The organism is uncultured Cocleimonas sp., from assembly GCF_947495625.1.
GTDB lineage: Bacteria > Pseudomonadota > Gammaproteobacteria > Thiotrichales > Thiotrichaceae > Cocleimonas.
Window position 1 is genome coordinate 14,794 of the sequence record NZ_CANLZW010000007.1, and the last position, 17,586, is coordinate 32,379.

Annotated in this window: 14 protein-coding genes; 7 read left to right on the plus strand and 7 right to left on the minus strand. The window is 39.0% G+C overall.

The genetic code is table 11. The annotated features are described in order from the left end of the window. Position 1: 1 nt before the first annotated feature. Positions 2-1,225 (minus strand): polyhydroxyalkanoate depolymerase, encoded by a 1,224-nt coding sequence (locus Q1A31_RS05350; protein WP_299873434.1) that lies wholly within the window; start codon positions 1,223-1,225, stop codon positions 2-4. A 608-nt stretch (positions 1,226-1,833) separates the two neighbouring features. Between Q1A31_RS05350 and Q1A31_RS05355 the strand changes: the two genes are divergently transcribed. The 3 genes from Q1A31_RS05355 (at position 1,834) to phaC (Q1A31_RS05365) (ending at position 5,441) form a co-directional block, all read left to right on the plus strand. Beyond that, a complete protein-coding gene (locus Q1A31_RS05355; protein ID WP_299873437.1) occupies positions 1,834-2,250 on the plus strand; it encodes a MaoC family dehydratase in 417 nt (138 codons plus the stop codon). A gap of 167 nt (positions 2,251-2,417) precedes the next feature. Beyond that, positions 2,418-2,912 (plus strand): phasin family protein, encoded by a 495-nt coding sequence (locus tag Q1A31_RS05360; RefSeq protein WP_299873440.1) that lies wholly within the window; start codon positions 2,418-2,420, stop codon positions 2,910-2,912. 78 nt (positions 2,913-2,990) lie between these two features. Further along, positions 2,991-5,441, plus strand: a complete 2,451-nt coding sequence (phaC, locus tag Q1A31_RS05365) for a class I poly(R)-hydroxyalkanoic acid synthase (protein ID WP_299873443.1) — start codon at positions 2,991-2,993, stop codon at positions 5,439-5,441. Positions 5,442-5,705: 264 nt separating this feature from the next. Here the strand turns inward: phaC (Q1A31_RS05365) and Q1A31_RS05370 are convergent, their stop codons facing one another. The 6 genes from Q1A31_RS05370 to phaR form a co-directional block, all read right to left on the minus strand. Next, positions 5,706-6,746 (minus strand): GNAT family N-acetyltransferase, encoded by a 1,041-nt coding sequence (locus Q1A31_RS05370; RefSeq protein WP_299873446.1) that lies wholly within the window; start codon positions 6,744-6,746, stop codon positions 5,706-5,708. A gap of 358 nt (positions 6,747-7,104) precedes the next feature. Further along, a complete protein-coding gene (locus Q1A31_RS05375) occupies positions 7,105-8,289 on the minus strand; it encodes an acetyl-CoA C-acetyltransferase (protein ID WP_299873448.1) in 1,185 nt (394 codons plus the stop codon). A gap of 289 nt (positions 8,290-8,578) precedes the next feature. Then, positions 8,579-9,328: an acetoacetyl-CoA reductase gene (gene phbB / locus Q1A31_RS05380; protein ID WP_299873451.1), complete on the minus strand. Its 750-nt coding sequence runs from the start codon at positions 9,326-9,328 to the stop codon at positions 8,579-8,581. A 151-nt stretch (positions 9,329-9,479) separates the two neighbouring features. Beyond that, on the minus strand, positions 9,480-9,896 hold the full coding sequence (locus Q1A31_RS05385; protein ID WP_299873454.1) for a phasin family protein: 417 nt from the start codon (positions 9,894-9,896) through the stop codon (positions 9,480-9,482). Between the two features lie 722 nt (positions 9,897-10,618). Then, a complete protein-coding gene (locus Q1A31_RS05390; RefSeq protein WP_299873456.1) occupies positions 10,619-11,065 on the minus strand; it encodes a phasin family protein in 447 nt (148 codons plus the stop codon). 310 nt (positions 11,066-11,375) lie between these two features. Continuing rightward, positions 11,376-11,855: a polyhydroxyalkanoate synthesis repressor PhaR gene (phaR, locus tag Q1A31_RS05395; protein ID WP_299873459.1), complete on the minus strand. Its 480-nt coding sequence runs from the start codon at positions 11,853-11,855 to the stop codon at positions 11,376-11,378. Positions 11,856-12,116: 261 nt separating this feature from the next. Here phaR and Q1A31_RS05400 point away from each other — a divergent pair, with 261 nt between their 5' ends. The 4 genes from Q1A31_RS05400 to Q1A31_RS05415 all read left to right on the plus strand — a co-directional run bounded on the left by Q1A31_RS05400 (position 12,117) and on the right by Q1A31_RS05415 (position 17,249). Beyond that, complete coding sequence (locus Q1A31_RS05400) at positions 12,117-13,013, plus strand: poly(R)-hydroxyalkanoic acid synthase subunit PhaE (protein WP_299873462.1); 897 nt, start codon at positions 12,117-12,119, stop codon at positions 13,011-13,013. Next, positions 13,003-14,148: a class III poly(R)-hydroxyalkanoic acid synthase subunit PhaC gene (gene phaC, locus Q1A31_RS05405; protein ID WP_299873465.1), complete on the plus strand. Its 1,146-nt coding sequence runs from the start codon at positions 13,003-13,005 to the stop codon at positions 14,146-14,148. Before Q1A31_RS05400 ends, phaC (Q1A31_RS05405) begins: the two co-directional genes overlap by 11 nt. A gap of 280 nt (positions 14,149-14,428) precedes the next feature. Further along, complete coding sequence (locus Q1A31_RS05410) at positions 14,429-16,114, plus strand: formate--tetrahydrofolate ligase (protein WP_299873468.1); 1,686 nt, start codon at positions 14,429-14,431, stop codon at positions 16,112-16,114. A 220-nt stretch (positions 16,115-16,334) separates the two neighbouring features. Then, positions 16,335-17,249 carry a LysR family transcriptional regulator gene (locus Q1A31_RS05415; RefSeq protein ID WP_299873471.1) on the plus strand — a complete coding sequence of 305 codons (915 nt, stop codon included), beginning with the start codon at positions 16,335-16,337 and terminating at the stop codon, positions 17,247-17,249. The last annotated feature ends 337 nt before the right edge of the window (positions 17,250-17,586 follow it).

Here is a 17,586-nt window from a genome sequence, read left to right on the forward strand (position 1 = left end):
ATTATTTGTTATTTTCTTTAATAAACGCCTTGATTTTAGGTGTAATCTCTTCGCGGAAACGACGACCATTGAAGATTCCATAATGACCTACACCTGGTTGTTCATAGTGGTGCTTTTTGTTTTTAGGGATGCTACTTAAAATGTCGTGAGCAGCTTTAGTCTGGCCTTTTCCGGTAATATCATCGTTTTCACCTTCGATAGTAAATAGCGCGGTATTATTGACTGCTTTAGGATCTATTTTCTTTTCTTCAAAGTGTACTTGTCCTTTAGGTAGACGATGATCGATAAATACTTTTCGAATCGTTTCTAAATAGAAATCAGCGGGTAAATCCATTACCGCCAAATATTCATTGTAGAACTTACGATGAGCTTCTGCGCTATCACCATCGCCTTTGACTAAATCGCCGAAGAATTTGTAATGCTTTTGTACATGGCTATCCAGATTCATACTCATAAAACCAGAAAGTTGAATGAAGCCCGGGTAGACTCTTTGTCCTGCACCAGGGAAATCGCGTGGTACGGTATTGATGACTTTAGTTTCGAACCATTCGAGGTCTTTACCTGATGCAAAGTCATTGATCTCTGTGGGGCTTAAGCGCGTATCGATCGGCCCACCCATTAACGTCAATGATTTAGGAACATTCGGATTATTGCGTTCAGACATCACGGTAGTTGCAACGATCGCCGGAACACTGGGTTGGCAGACGGCAATGAGGTGCGTATTTGGGCCAAGATGATCCTGAAATTCGATGAGGTAACGTACATAATCATCAAAAGTAAATCCACCATCTTTTAGTGGCACATCACGAGCGTTCTTCCAGTTTGTAATGTAAACCTCATGGTCAGGTATAAACTTTTCTACGGTGCCTCTTAACAAGGTAGCGTAATGCCCAGACATAGGTGCAACTAACAATACCTTGGGATGATCGTGGTTTCCTTCACGTTTGAAATGCAATAAATCACAGAAGGGAAGTGAGTGAGCGACTTCTTCGGTTATCTTGGTTTTTTTACCATCTACTTCGGTATAAGGAAGATCAAATTCAGGCTCTTCGTATGTATTGGTAATGCGTTCAATTAATTCTAAATGTGCAATGGTGGGGCGGATAAAGTAATCAAAGTTATAAGGTAATATAGAGGTTAACGAAAGTTGTGTTTTCCAGGCCTGTGCCCAAAAGTTTAATGGTTTAACAGACTTATTTATTCGGTGATGGAGTTGATATAACATAGTAAAACATAGCCCTGATTTTTTTGAATTATTAGAAAATAAATGGTAAGCATACGATTTGTGCGCCGCAGCAGGTGGCGTATTTATACTCTAATGCTGAATTAATGCAAGTATCTCGAAAGGTAAGGGTTATTTTGAATACTTTTTGTTCATAATCAGTTTATAACTAGAGTTTGTTTATAAATTACACTGCTTAAACAATCTTAAGACTTAGTTACGCTATCAATCATATAAAAGACACCCCCCGCCTTTTAGGCCATTTTTTAAGCGGCTACGCCTTTCCTTTAGGGAAGCATAAAAAAACAATGCTTTTGTTTCGCAAATGCACTGTTCGTTTCGTTTTTTGAAATGACTAAAAAGAACTTATGCTTTGCGACGTAATTTTACTTTTTATTTTCAATATTTAGATCAAAGTTTGACTCGAAAAAGAATCTTTTAGAGTAGGAGATATAAACCAAAAGCTTGCAACAGTTATCAAATCAAAGCTCATAAATACGACCTTTATCAAACTAGTTTCAGTTATTTTTACCTAAATAAAAAAATGCGACTAAAGTATAAGAAGCTAGAAAGTAAAAGTACTTTTATTGATAAAAAACAGAGAGAAAAATATGGCTACCACTTTAAAGATTGGAGATAACGCATCTATTACTCGTTCGTTCACAGAACAGGATGTGATTGATTATGCAGAATTATCTGGAGATAAGAATCCTGCCCATCTAGATGCAGCTTATGCTGCTGAAACTCAATTCAAACACAGGATTGTTCATGGAATGTTAGTGGGAAGTCTATTCTCAGCGTTACTTGGTGCGCATTTGCCGGGTGAGGGCACCATCTATATGGGGCAGAATCTACAATTTAAAGCGCCTGTTTATTTTGATACAGAAGTGATTGCGAGTGTTGAAGTAATCAAAATTCATGAAACAAAACCCATCGTGACCTTAAAAACCACCTGTGTGGATAGTGATGGAAATATTTTAGTGATAGGTGAAGCTGTTGCATTTGTTCCATGGCTAACACGCGACTAATTCGCTAATAGCAAGAAGCTTGATATAACTTGCTTAATAGACCCTTTTAAAGGGTTGACATTCTCGTTAAAATCTCTATTATTGTTAATTGTGCAGTGCAGCAATTCAGCGTGATTGTTTTTGTTGTACCAAAAAAATTAACTAACATTATTATTAAGGATTTTATTATGTCTACTAACAACCCATTTGACTTTACAAAAGTATTTGAGCAATTTGATCCAAGTAAAGTAGCAGAGCAACTTCAAAGTACTTTTAACATGGATGCTTTCAATATGGATGCATTCAACGATACGCTTAAAGGTAAATTCGATTTTGATGCAATCAAAGCATCACAAGAAAAAAACTTAGCGTTATTAATGGCTACTAACCAGACTTTTGCAGATAGCTCTAAAGTATTGCTTGAGCGTCAGGCAGAAATGCTAAAGCAGGCAATGACAGAAGCGACAGATGCTATTCAAGCACTTGCAAGTTCTGGATCACCACAAGAAGCTGCTAGCAAGCAAGTTGAATTAATTCAGCAGGCTTATGAAAAAGCATTAGCAAATTCGACTGAAATCAGCGAAATGGCTCAAAAGACACAAGAAGAGATTACTGAGAAGGTAAGCAAGCGTCTTGAAGAAAGTATGGAAGAGTTTAAAAATACACTTACTAACATCGCTTAATAAGCTTACAAAAGCTTAATAAGTACCTTATATACACAGTAATATATAATCACACATCATTGTATTTTGGAGGATGATATGTCCGATTCTAAACAAGAAGATATAAACGCATTGGGGTTTGGATCTGCAGCTGAAGAAATGAGAAATAACTTCAAGCATGTAGAAGATCTCATGAAAGTATTTGCAGAAGCTCACGAAGCTAAAGATATGGACCCATTTAAGCTCAGTGACGCTTATTCAAAATGGTTCACTGAAGCTGTAAAGGACCCAGGAAAAGTTATGCAAGACAGCATGAATTTCTGGACTAAATCCATGCAACTCGGCCAGCAGGCTTTAACAAACACGTTCTCTGAGAATGATGAGTCTAAACCTGATCCTGTGATCACTGAAGAAAAAGGTGATCGTCGCTTTAAGCATGATGATTGGTCAGAAAAATCTGCCTTCAATCTGATCAAACAGTCATATCTACTAACTTCGGAATACATGCGCAATTCGGTCTCTGATGTTGAAGGACTAGATGATAAAACGGCTGAAAAAGTTAAATTTTTCACTGAACGTTATTTAGATTCAATGTCTCCGACTAACTTCGCAGCTACAAACCCTGCAGTACTTGAAAAAGTAATTGAGACCAAAGGTGCAAACCTTGTGCATGGTTTGAAAAACATGCTTGAAGATTTGGAAGAGGGTGAAGGTCAGCTTAAAATCCGCATGACAGATACATCAGCATTTACGCTTGGTGAGAATGTTGCTACAACGCCGGGTAAAGTGGTTTTCCAGAACAAAATGTTCCAGTTGATTCAATACACACCATCTACGGATACCGTATTGAAGCGTCCTTTATTGATTGTTCCGCCATGGATCAACAAATTCTACATCATGGATTTACAGCCAAAGAACTCAATGCTGAAGTGGATGGTAGATCAAGGTCACACCGTATTTGTTGTTTCATGGATTAATCCTGATGAAACCTACAAAGACGTCGGTTTTGAAGATTATGTAACAGAAGGTGTAGTGACAGCTGTAGATGCAGTAGAGCAAGCTACAGGCGAAAGTGAAATCAATGCTATCGGTTATTGTATTGGTGGTACTTTGTTATCTACTTCTTTAGCCTATATGAAAGCGAATGGCGACAATCGTGTTAAATCTGCCACATTCTTCACGACTATGATTGATTTTGCCGATCCAGGTGAGTTAGGTGTATTCATTGATGAAGAGCAGATCGCAGGCTTGGAAAAGATGATGCAGGATGAGGGCTGTTTAAAAGGCTCTAAGATGTCTGGTGCGTTTAATATGCTTCGCGCTAATGACTTGATCTGGTCATTCTATGTAAATAACTATTTATTGGGTAACGATCCACGTCCGTTTGACCTACTTTACTGGAACTCAGATTCAACACGTATGACACCAACCATGCACTCCTGGTATCTACGTAATATGTACAAAGATAACAATCTTTGTAAGCCTAATAAATTAAGCATTAAAGGCACGCCAATTGATATCTCAAGTATTGATATTCCTGTGTGCTTTATCTCTGCTGTTGAAGATCATATTGCTCCTTGGTTATCAACATATTCAGGTGCGAAATTATTCTCTGGCGATACACGATTTATCCTAGGTGGATCAGGTCATATCGCAGGAATTATTAATCCTCCAGAAGCTAAGAAGTATGGCTACAGAGTAACAGATACACTGCCTGATGATCCTCAAGCCTGGGCTGATGCAGCCGAAGTTAACGAAGGATCTTGGTGGCCAAACTGGGATTCATGGGTTCGTCCTTTAGCTAGTGAAACAGTAAAAGCTCGTGTTGAAGGTAAAGGTGGCTTGAAAGTTATTGAAGCTGCACCAGGTACTTATGTTAAAGCAAAGATGGATGATCCTTCACCTGTTGTTGAATACACAAAGCTAGATCCTGCTAAAAAGCCAAAGCCAGCAACAGCTAAAAAACCAGCTGCTAAGAAAGCTGAAGCAAAAAAACCAGCCGCGAAAAAACCTGCTGCTAAGAAAGTCGAAGCTAAAAAACCAGTAGCGAAGAAACCTGCTGCCAAAAAGCCAGAAGTTAAGAAAGCTGAAACGACAAAACCAGTAGCTAAAAAAGCGGAAGTAAAGACTGCAGAAGTTAAAAAGCCAGCAGCCCCAAAAGCAGCACCGGCGGCGAAAGCTAAACCTGCTACTCAGTCAAAACCTGCGGCTAAAAACGCGAAACCTCAAGCGAGTCAGGCTCAGTTGGATTTAAAAGCAGAAGCGCCTAAGAAGCCAGCGGCTCCTAAAGTAGCACCTGTTGCTGAAGCTAAAAAAGCAGCTCCGGCAGCTTCATCAGCCAAAGATGACTTAACAGTTATTAGTGGAGTAGGTCCAAAAGTTGCTGAAATGTTGAGCTCTTTAGGCCTCAATAGTTACTCAGATATAGCGGCAATGACACCGAAGCAGATTCTGGAAAAAATGGATACGCTAGATGTTAAGAACCGTCGTTTTGACACCAGTACCTGGCCAGCACAAGCTAAAGATTTAGCGAACAAAAAAGCTAAATAAATACTTAGTAGGAAGCTTGTTAAAAGTTAGGTAAAAACGCAAAGAAAAGTAACGATTCAATTAACCCTGAAAACGTTATTAAGGCCATTCATTGAATGGCCTTTTTGCTTTTTAGATTTAGCGTAATTAGTCATATTACATTTAAGCTATTCTTCACCTATTAAATGTTATTAGGATTTGTTTTTTAAAAACCTAAATAGAATTTATTCAGAGTTAGACACTTTTTTAGTATCAGAACGTATTAACTCAAAAGTATTTATTTACTTAATCTTTAACCATTCTAATAATTTTAGTAAACAAATTAGGCTTTACCTCAGGTTCTGATTTCAGAATGAAGGTAAGCTCCGATCTTTCTCGACGCTCAGACATCCAGTCTTGTTTGTACAGATCATTACCCGTGAGAAAATCAATCTCCTCAACCTTGTCGGTATCTATCACATACTCCATTAAGTAAGCCATCAGAATTGATCCAGGTGAATATTGCTTCCACGCTTCATCGTAAACGAGTCTAAAAATACTGGCTTTACGATTTACCACAAACCAAAGATGAGCCGCCACAGCTTGTCCGTCGATATAAAGGATAGCTAGTCTTGTCCAGCCTGATTTGGAGGCTCTGTCAGTAAAGCCTTGAACAATCTGTTCGTATTGCTCATTCGCCTTCCAGCTCACTTTATAGATGTCGTGATAGTCAGATAAGGCTTTCTCAATATCATCGTTTATATGGAGTCGTATACGGTAACCATGCTCACGTTCAAGTTTGCGTTGTTTGCGTGCGATGGTATTGCGCACTTTAGAGGGCCTATCTGCCATATAATCGGAAAAGTTTTGACCTTCAGTTCGATGACACCAGTTATAAAATCGAAAGTGTCGATGGCAGGAGAAGCCAGAATTTTCCATCATCTGTTTGAAGCTTTCTATGGCACTATCATTTTCAGCAACAGGTTGTAAGGTTAGATAGTCAAACGATAGCGTCTTCAAGCCCTGACAAAGACAACTAAGAATCTCTTGTTGATCGTTTTCTGACAGTAAAAAGGAGTAGAGAGAGCTGTAAGAGTGGCAAAGTGAAGACCATTCTTTATTGTCATGAGTGATCAGGGGCAGGATTGCTAAAACCTTAGATTCATCGTTCGTATTTTCATCAACCACGCAGGCTAGCAGTAGTTTTTGCTCATCATCGAGTGCTGTTGCAACAATATTTTCAAACCAATGGCGCGAAAAAAACAGGCTGTCGTTTTCCGCTTTCGTAAAAAGCGCAGCGCTACTTTTGGGTAGCTGATTCCAGTCGTTGTAACAAATAAATTTCATTGGACAGAAGGGTACAGGAAGAGATTAATTAAAATCGTATTTTCATCGACAATGACATCGACAATACCATTCAGTGTAAAGTCTATAAACAGTTAAGCTGATTTGATTTGATTTGATTTGATTTGATTTCATTTCATTGATTCTAAAAAAGTGCCTCAAAGTAGGGGGGTGACATAATAAATACTTTCCTTAGTTCAATTAACGCATTGCCATGCAAGTAAGGCCTATAGCTATTGAATCGCCGTTGAATAGTTGAGCTGCAAAATAGCAAATAAAAAGCCGTTCATAAGAACGGCTTTTTATTAAGCGACACGTTTTAAATCTATTAAATATTCATTTAAAACATATCTGGCAGGAACTATGCACGCTCTACAGCAAGTGCGATTCCCATTCCGCCGCCGATACATAAAGTCGCTAGACCTTTCTTTGCATCTTCGCGTTTCATTTCGTGAAGTAATGAAACCAGTACGCGAGCTCCAGAAGCACCGATTGGGTGTCCGATTGCAATTGCACCGCCGTTTACATTGATCTTGCTTAAATCCCATTCCATGTCTTTGTTAACTGACATTGCTTGTGCAGCGAATGCTTCGTTAGCTTCAACACGGTCTAGATCAGCTACAGTCCAACCCGCTTTCTTTAAACACTTCTGACTTGCAGAAATAGGGCCGGTACCCATGATTTTAGGGTCAACACCTGTTGATGCGCTTGCTACGATTTTAGCCAGTGGCTCAAGACCAAGCTTCTCTGCGTTTGAGCGAGTCATTACAACTACCGCTGCAGCGCCATCGTTAATACCTGAAGCGTTCCCTGCTGTAACTGTACCTTCTTTGGTGAAAGCAGCACGTAATTTACCTAAGCTTTCTGCTGTAGTTCCGTGACGGATGAATTCATCTTCAGCAAAAACAACTGGATCACCACGACGTTGTGGAATTTCAACAGGAATGATTTCATCTTTAAACTTACCCGCTTTTTGCGCAGCTTCTGCTTTTTGCTGTGAACCAGCGGCAAAAGCATCTTGCTCTTCACGAGTAAAGCCGTATTGATTAGCAATATTCTCTGCTGTCATACCCATGTGGTAATCATTAAATGCACACCAAAGGCCATCTGTGATCATGGAATCTTTCATTGTCCAGTCCATCATCTTCTGGCCATTTCTTGAATGTGGAAGAACGTGAGGTGCTGCACTCATGTTTTCCTGACCACCTGCAATTACGATATCAGCATCGCCACAAGCGATCGCCTGATACGCAAGTACCACTGATTTCAAACCACTGCCGCACACTTTATTGATTGTCATTGCTGGTACTGATTCTGGAAGCCCAGCTTCGATCACTGCCTGACGCGCAGGGTTCTGGCCTAAACCAGCGGTCAATACGTCACCCATGATGACTTCGTCCACACTTGCAGGATCAATACCTGTTTGCGCAACGAGTCCTTTGATGACGTTTGCACCTAATGTTGATGCCGGAACAGAAGCCAGGCTTCCACTGAAATTACCGACTGCAGTACGACCTGCCGCAACGATTACTATGTCTTCGCTCATTTTTTATATCCTTTTTTGTTTACTAATAGATCCATATCTAGAGACTAATAATTAGAGATCTGATATTTGCTGTGTTTTAACATTGTTAGCGATTGTTAGACTTAATTAAAGTCAATTAAAGACAATTAAAGTCAAACAAAGGATAAGTTATTTAAAATAAATTAAAGCTAATCAATATTAAACAACGTTAGGTAGAGTATAGATCCCAAATACAAAAATACCCTCAATAATCATCGATTAAAGAAGGTATTTTTTACTTAATTATTCATTGCTGTAAAAGCCGAAAAAATTAGTGACTAATGAATAGTCCGCCGTTTACAGGGATACAAGCACCTGTCGTGTAAGCGTTGTCTTCACTTGCTAACCAAAGTACTGCAGATGCAATCTCAGCTGGTTGAGCCATACGACCCATTGGGATACCACCGATGATTGAAGCCAATACATTCTCAGGCATAGCTTCTGTCATTGCAGTAGAAACGTAACCAGGAGCAACTGTATTTACAGTAACGCCTTTACGTGCGCCTTCGTATGCTGCAGACATTGTGAAACCGTGAATACCTGCTTTAGCAGCAGAGTAGTTAGGTTGTCCGAATTGACCACGTTGGCCATTTACAGAAGAAATATTGATGATGCGTCCGTAACCGCGCTCAGTCATTCCTAGAAGAACTGGCTTTGTTACGTTGAATGCACTAGTAAGGTTAGTGTCGATAACTGCTTTCCATGCATCGATGTCCATATTCTTGATCGTTGCATCGCGAGTGATACCCGCACAGTTAACTAATACGTCGATTGGACCAATATTGCTTTGAATATCTTCAATCATTGCGCCAGTCGCGTCAAAATCTGTTACGTCACAAGGAGAGATTTCAATATCAAAACCTGCTTCTTTTTGAGCTGCTTGCCAGCTTTCTGCGTTTTCTTTATCTGCAGGGAAGTAGTTTGCTACAACTTTGCAACCTGTTGTTGCTAATTGTCTACAAATCTCTTCACCAATTCCACCTGTACCACCCGTTACTAGGGCAACGTTATTCTTTCCCATCTTTAAAACTCTCCATCATCTAGCGGTTTATAACGAAAAGGCTCCTCCACTTGTTCTATTGTTTCAAGAAAAGTGGAGAAGCCCAGTGTGACTATATAGTGCGACTATTTTTAAGAATAGTCAAAATTAGCCACTACTATTTTTTCAATACTTATTTTGCTGCTTTAACTGCTTTTTTAGCTGCTTCTGTAGCTTCAGTTGTAGCCTTCTTTGCAGATTCAACAACTTTATCCATATTTGTCTTAGCAGTCTTTAGAGACTTCTCAGAAAGCTTCTTGTATGCAGCACGGTTAGATTCTGTAGAAGCTATTGCTTTCTTCCAGTTTCCTAGAGCTAGATCCATAGAAGTTTGAAACATTTCTTTTTGCATTTCGAAGAAATCTTTAGGGTCTTTAGCTGCAGAAAGCTTCTCAATGTTTTTCTCTGTAGTTGAAGTTAGGCCTTCAGTCATTTCTTTCTGTTGTGCGAAAAAAGCTTCAGTTGTTTTAACGTTTAGCTCGCCGAACTGCTTAAGAGTAGCTAGGCTATCGTTAGCAAGTTTAGTGTTTAAATCGATCCATTGTTGCATGGTAATGTCCTCATTAAGGTTCAGTCATAAAATTTGTGCGGTGCAGCATTGCTGCGTTGCAACAAATATAGGAGAACGTCATATTCTTGTCAATAATTATTTTACAAAAAGATAAAAATAATTTGATTTAAATGAGAGGGTATAAAGACAGAAAAAATGAATTAAAAGGTATTTGTGACTATTTATTCAATAAAATTAATAATATACAAAAACAGCCCATAAGTAGGGGGGTGACTTAAAAAATGAAAATAAGGCTGTGTAGAGTCCTGATATTTTCAATGTATTTCAAGTGATGTGTCTTTGTGTGATCTTCAATGGGTTGTCATCGAAGTGGATACTTAAGCTGTTGTAACGGTGTTTATAGCAATGAATTTATTTGCGTCTTCTATTTGCTTCTTTATAGGAAGGACAAGCGATGAATACTGTGTTTTAATAGCAGAATAGCTAGGCAGACTGAATTGATCTTGTAGGCCATTTATTAAAGATAAATTGATGATAAGGTCATAACCAAGGCGAGTCATTTCTGAAAGAACTGGTTTTTACATAAACACGCTGGGCAGCTTAGTGTCGATTATGGTTTTCTATATTTATACTGTTTTCTTGCAATAAAAAATTGCGATAAAAACAAAAAAGGCCCCTTCACATATCCCTATAAGAAATACATGAAGAGGCCTTTTGATACACCTCACAGCATAAGCAGTGATATGTCTTTAGTTTAAAACTTAAGCCGCTTTAGCTGCTTTTTTAACTGATGCTGTAGCAGTTTCAGTTGCTTTTTTAACTTCTGCAGTAGCTGTTTCAGCAGTTTCTTTAGCAGTCTTAACAACTTCTTCTAAGTTGCTCTTAGCAGTCTTTAAAGACTCATCAGAAAGCTTCTTGTATGCAGCGCTGTTAGACTCAGCAGTAGATGATGCAGTCTTCCAGAAATCCATTGCTGCAGCCATTGAGTCTTGTAGCATTTCGCTTTGTAGCTCAAGGAAAACCTTAGGATCTTTAACAGCAGAAAGCTTCTCAGCGTTTTGCTTAGCAGTAGCAGCAAGTTTCTCTGTAGCTTCTTTTTGTTGTGCAACAAAAGCTTCAGTTGCTTTTACGTTTAATTCACCGAAAGACTTAAGTACTGCAAGTCCGTCATTAGTTAGTTTGTTGTTTAATTCGATTAATTGTTTCATGTTTATTGCCTTTTAAAGTTAAGTAAATTCGATTTGTGCGGTGCAGCATTGCTGCGGTGCAACAAATATATGAAAAGACCGATACTTTGTCAAGTATTTATTTATAAAAAGATGTAAATAAAAAGTTTTAGATGGGGTTATATCGGGGAGTGTAGCGAGAGTAATTGCCAGATTAGGCTGTTTTTATAATAAAATTAATGACATATAAAAACAGCCTATAAGTAGGGGGGTGACTTAAAAAAGTAAAATAATTAGAGTGTGTTGAGGTTTGAAGCTTTGAAAGTGTTTTTTAGAGGTTTTCTATTCCCGTTTATTTCTGTTTTTTGTCGCTATCTGGATCCGTTTCACTGCCAGGAGTCATAAAGTTCTCCTGCATCTTTTTCCAGATATCCATATTCTTTTTAGTACTGCTTGTCCAAAAATCCATTGGATTATAGTCAGCAAACTCTTTGAAGCGCTCCTGGATGGTACTTTGTTGCTCCTGAAAGAAGTTAAGGTTTTTATCCATAAAATGCATAAACCCTTCACGAGACGTTTCGCCGTTGTATCGAATAAAGTTAACCAGGTTTTCAGTAGTGAATAGCGGTTCTTTGTTAGATTCCTGCTCCAGAATAATCTGCAATAGAATACTGCGAGTGATTTCCTCTTCGGTATTGCTGTCTATTACTTTGACTGGAATGCCGCGCTCAATCATATCTTTAATTTCTAACAACTTGATGTAACAGCTATCTTCTGTGTCATAGAGGCGTCTATTCGGATATTTTTTTATAATTCTTACATCAGCTTCCATACTTAATCTCTTTACCTAATTGAATTTATCTTGAACTTATTATTAGCGATCTGCTAACTAAAATTGATCTAAGTTGTTTAAATACCAGTCTATTTTCATTGATAGCTATTTTTCAATGTTTCGTTCTATTACAATATGCCTCTTATGTTGAGACAAAAAGTTCAAACTGAACAGGTATTCACTCAGCATAGCCACTAATGAGCTTAACTATACATTATCACCCGAATATCATCCTTATATCTTTATAGAATTATTGACACCATGGTAGAAAATACCTCATTTAACGACGAATGGAACAACCTGCAAAATACTTTTTGGAATAATGTGGGTTCAAGTTTTACAAATTTGCCTCAGTCAGCTTCTGATGCAGGTGTAGGTGCGGGTAATAGCAATCAATCTTCACAGTCCACGTTTTTTAATCAATGGTTAAACGATGTGGATAAATGTTGGCAAAATCACGCGCAAACAAATTCCGGTGATATTGATTCTTTATACAAAAGAGTGTCGTCTTCCAGCCGCTTCTTTTTTAACTTCACTGAGTCAATGGCAACAAATCAGCAGGGTGAGACTGTAGAGGTTCTGATTGAAAAATACCTAAAAGAATTTACTGATAAATCCTCTGTGTTTGTTGCCCCAACTGTAAATAAACCAACAGAGAATGAAGCAGACGAGCGTTTAAACACTAATCAAAAAGATAATAATTCAGACATTAACTCACTCTGGAAACTACCTTTGGTAAACTGGCAGCAACAAGCAGCACTTTTCTCGTCGCAGAATAAGTCGTTAAACTTTTTATCGAGTTTTTTGGGAGATACGGCTGATAATCCTGAATTCTCGGCAGCTTTAAATGCGTATTTGATCGCATTACAAGAATTCCAACGGGAGTTTTTCAATTTATTTATCGTAGCTGCAAAACAAACGGTTGAAGCACTAAAGGCATTGAATGACAAACCTGCGTCTGCGAAAGAAATCATGACACTCTGGTTAGAGCTTCTTGAAACCCAATACCTGGAGTTAATCGCAGCAGAACATTACTCTCGCGTTTATGCAAACGTTGTAAATAGCTGGATGCTGGTGATAGACAAATCAAACAAGTCCTACGCTGAATTCATGCAGGCGAATTTGTCATCTGCACAGGCTAACGCGAATGGTCAATAGTAGTGCAAATCAAGAAGCATTCGATGAACTAAAAGCTTATGGTGAAAAGTTTGGTCATCTATTGCAGGGTTTAAAACAGCAAGATGGACTGCTGGAAGAACAGTACTCAGAACGCGAACTTGTATTTGAGAAGGATAAGTTAAAACTTTATCGTTATGTCGCTAATGAAAGTAAAAATGATAATAGCGAAAACAATACAAACGAAACTAGCGAGAATAAATCAACAGTAAAAACACCTGTTTTAATTGTTTACGCGTTGGTTAATCGCCCCAGTATTCTAGATCTGCAACAGGGTCATTCCGCCATTGAGCAAATGCTCGAATCCGGCCTCGATGTCTATCTCATCGATTGGGGCTATCCGGATGAATCGGATAAGCATCTAGACCTTAACTACTATATCAATGAACAAATTGATGCATGCGTAGATCTTGTCTGTAGTAAAGAAAGCGCGTTGCAAGGTAAGCCAGTTAAACAAGTGAGTGTAATGGGAGTCTGTCAGGGTGGGGTGCTTGGCTTATGCTACAGCAGTTTGCATCCGCAGAGAGTTAAGAACATTGTGACCTTGGTGACACCAATCGACTTCCATACTAAAGAAGATACGCTGAGTAATCTGGTCAGATATATAGATATCGATTTAATGGTCAAAACCATGGGAAATATTCCGGGTGATATGCTCAGTAATACTTTTCTTTCATTACGTCCGTATTATTTACAGCTGAAGAAATATTTAAATCTGGTTGATGCGACAGACCAGCTCGATGAGAAAAGCAAAGAGCGTATTGCTAACTTTATCCTTATGGAGCGTTGGATTTTTGATAGTCCAGATCAGGCGGGAGTAGCCTTTGGTGAATTCGTCAGAGGCTGTTATCAACAGAACCAATTGATAAAAAACACCCTAAAAGTAGGGGGGTGTCCCATTGATCTCACTAACTTAGATATTCCTGTATTAAATATATACGCGAATAAAGATCATCTGGTTCCTCCGGCTTCATCAAAAGCGCTAGAGAAACTCATCCCCAAACACCAGTACCAGGCGATGCCCGTGAAAGGTGGTCATATTGGTATTTTTGTTAGCCCTAAATCTGTACAGACTATTTTCCCCGCCATTGCTGATTGGTTGAGAAAGCATTCGTAATTAGCTTTGTAGTTATAGTCGCTAAAGCTAAGTCAGCTTGCATGCCTCTAATCTATATGCCTATAATAATAAATAATAAATATAATAAGTAATTGTTTTAAATAGTTCTTTTTGACGCTTAAGAGACCATCAATGGCGCATTTTGTGTAATGAGTCATTTGTTCTAAGGTTATTGTCTGCCTATAGTTATCATTAGTTCTTCAAGACTATTTAGTCATTTTAGTGATTAACTAACTGTATATAAAAAACGTAAAAACAAAAATTAGTGAATGAGGATGATATGGCAAAAAGCACAAAACCGCTGTCAGATATAGAAATTGCTCGAAAAGCAACCATGCTACCGATTCAGGATATCGCAGATAAACTCGGCATACCCAGTGATCATATTCTTAATTACGGTAAAAACCGGGCAAAAGTAAGTCGTGAATATGTTGAAGCACAATCTGATCGTCCCAATGGAAAACTTATTCTAGTTGCCGGTATTACTCCAACAGCAGCGGGCGAAGGTAAAACAACCACCTCAGTTGGTATGGGCGATGGGCTAAGTCGTCTGGGTAAAAAAGTTGCAATCTGTTTACGCGAACCTTCACTAGGACCTTGTTTCGGTATGAAAGGTGGTGCAGCAGGCGGTGGTTATTCTCAAGTCGTGCCTATGGAAGAAATTAACCTGCATTTCAATGGCGACTTTCACGCGATTGGCGCAGCGCATAATTTGCTATCTGCAATGATTGATAATCACATCTACTGGGGTAACGAGCTTGAATTAGACTGCAGAAAAGTCACCTGGGGCAGGGTGGTGGATATGAATGATCGCTCACTGCGTCAACTAACAATTGGATTAGGCGGTGTATTTAATGGCTATCCTCGTACCGATCATTTCGATATTACGGTTGCCTCGGAAGTTATGGCGATATTTTGTCTAGCTAATGATCTAACTGATCTACAGGAACGACTCGGAAATATCATTGTCGGTACAACGCGTGATGGTAAAGACATTTATGCGCGAGATATCAAAGCAGTCGGTGCAATGACAGCCTTATTAAAAGATGCAATTCAACCGAATCTGGTGCAAACCATGGAAGGCACACCGTGCTTTATCCACGGCGGGCCATTCGCCAATATCGCACACGGTTGTAACTCGGTAATCGCGACTAAAACCGCACTCAAACACGCCGATTATGTGATTACCGAAGCCGGTTTCGGCGCAGATTTAGGCGCAGAAAAATTCTTCGATATTAAAATGCGTAAATCAGGTTTGAAGCCAGATGCAGCAGTAATCGTTGCAACGATTCGTGCACTAAAAATTCACGGTGGAGCAGAAGCAGATAAACTTAGTGAAGAAAATCTGAAGGCACTCGAGGATGGTTTTGTTAATCTTAAACGACATGTCACTAATACACGTAAATTTGGCGTTCCTGTGATGGTCGCATTAAATAGCTTCAGTGCCGATACCAAGGCAGAACGTGACTTACTATTAGGTCTCTGTGAAAAAGCAGGTATCAGCGCGGTGGAATCAGATCACTGGGCACGCGGTGGTGAAGGTGCAGAAGCATTGAGTCAGGCTGTTGTCGATATGATAGATAACGAACCAGCTAAATTTGAATTTTTATACAACGCGCAACTTTCACTATGGGGTAAAACACGTACCATCGCACAAGAGTTATACGGTGCAGAAGATATCATCGCCGATAAAAAAGTACGTAATCAGTTTGAAGCACTCGAAGAAAAGCACGGTGATTTGCCGATCTGTATCGCAAAAACACCATTATCATTTAGTACCGATCCCATGCTGAAGGGCGCTCCAAGCGGACACGTTGTACCGATACGTGAAGTTCGATTATCTGCAGGTGCTGGCTTCGTTGTGGTTGTCTGTGGTGACATTATGACAATGCCTGGTTTACCAAGAAAGCCCGCAGCAGAAAGCATTTATGTTAGAGAAGATGGTGAGATAGAAGGATTGTTCTAAAGACTGTTTTTTAAAAAAATAGGGTGATATTGAAAAGTATTCTACGAGTGATATTAAAAACGATACTAAGCATGACCTTAAATAGACTTTAGGGTCGTGATTTCCATTACTTTAACTCACACATTTTTCCAAATTATTCTCCAAATTATTTATTATTAACACTAAGTTGAGTCTCAACCTGTTATGGTTTGGTGCTTTAAGGTAAGAAGTAATAATTAAAATGAATCTTAACTGGATAGAAGATTTTCTTACCCTTTCTAATTGTGGAAATTTTCGCATAGCTTCTGAGCAGAGGTTTGTCTCTCAGCCTGCATTTAGCCGACGTATTCTCTCACTCGAAACCTGGGTAGGCGCCACACTGATAGACCGTAGTAGACAACCTGTGTATTTAACTGAAGCAGGCGAACTATTTAAGCCAGTTGCGCAAGAGATAGTGCGTCTGGCATATCTCTCAAGAAATGATATTCAGGTAAAGAAGAGGGAGAAAGAAGAAAAAATTCGTTTTGCTACCTTAAGTACGCTGGCTCAATACTTTCTACCTTCCTGGTTAAAGAGTATTCAAGAAGATATCGAATCAGAATTATTCAGTGTAAGAACAGATTTTGCGAATGTAGAAGATTACTTAGGTGCTTTGGATCAAGGGGAGGCAGATTTTTTTATTTGCTATGAAGATCCAACAGAATTACTGCTGAATGATATGAAAAAGTATTCATCATTACAATTGGGCGTTGAAGTGTTGGTGCCGGTGGTAAGCCCAGATAGTAACGGAGAACCGAGGTGGTGGTTGCCATCAAACCCTAAAAAGGTTATCCCTTATCTTCAGACTCAATACACTTCGTCTCTTTTGCCGGTAAAGCATCATCTTGATAGTCGCTACCGTAATCTCAAGTTCTTATCTGTTTATCAATCGACTATTGCAGCCTCATTGTGTGCGATGGCTCGTGAAGGGTATGGCGTAGCATGGGTGCCCTTATCAATTGCAATTAATGATTTAGATAAAGGATTGTTGGTTCGCGCAGGTGATGAAAATGACGAAATCAAACTGGTTATAAAAATTTATAGAAACGCCAATATCATCCCACCTCAGGCAGAAAAAATATGGCAGATGTTACTGCACAAAGACTCCCGATTCTAACACTCTTGATACTAACAACACTCTCAAAACATGCTGACTGTCGGTCAGGCTTTTCAAATCAAGTTCGAGATTCTGCCCTTTACTCTGAATCACTAGCGTAACGTCATCAATAATCAAGATTTAATAGGCACTCAACGCCAAGTGATGCGTTTTTTGCATGAGTGGCACCATTAAAGGCATTAGACAGAAGTAACCTTTCATTTTACATTCTTTAAGAGCAAGAGAACGTTATTGATGAGGCTAGTTACTCGATTACGATTTATGTATTCGAACACTATCTCGATATACGTACTTATTTATTTACAAAACAAAAAATGAATTAAATTTTATAAGTATC